1 pseudogene is annotated in these 490 nt (G+C 61.0%); it reads right to left on the bottom strand.

The features are described from left to right. Positions 1-490: pseudogene (locus B3V69_RS18785) on the bottom strand (ABC transporter); the annotation flags it as partial.

Genomic DNA, 490 nt, shown 5'->3' on the forward strand with positions numbered 1-490 from the left:
CCGGCCAGCACCGAGCGGCTGACGTTGTTCACGATCACGGTGGGCGGTGTGCCCTCGGGCGAGCCTTCGGGCGCCGGGTAGCCAAAGCTCACGCCGGTCATTGACAGCATCGGGTTGGGCAGGTTGGCCGGTTCCTTGAATTCAAAGGTGAAGTCCGCGTCCGCCAGCAGCGGCGCGATTTTCTCCATGCGGTCCAGCGCCTTGACCCGGCTCTGCGCCTGCTTGGCCTTGCTGGCCTTGGCCTTGAAGCGGGCAATGAACTTTTGCAGGTGGGCAATCTTGTCCTGTTGCTTGGAAAAGGCGTTTTGCTGCAGCGTCATCTGCTCGGCGCGCATGTCTTCAAACTTGCTGTAGTTGCCGCCGTAGCGCACCAGCTTGCCGGCATCGATGTGCAGGGTGACGTTGGTCACCGCATCCAGAAATTCGCGGTCATGGCTGATGACAACCATCGTGCCTTCATACTTCTTGAGCCAGGCCTCCAGCCACACCA

The sequence above is a fragment of the Rhodoferax sp. UBA5149 genome, assembly GCF_002413825.1.
Lineage (GTDB): Bacteria > Pseudomonadota > Gammaproteobacteria > Burkholderiales > Burkholderiaceae_C > Rhodoferax.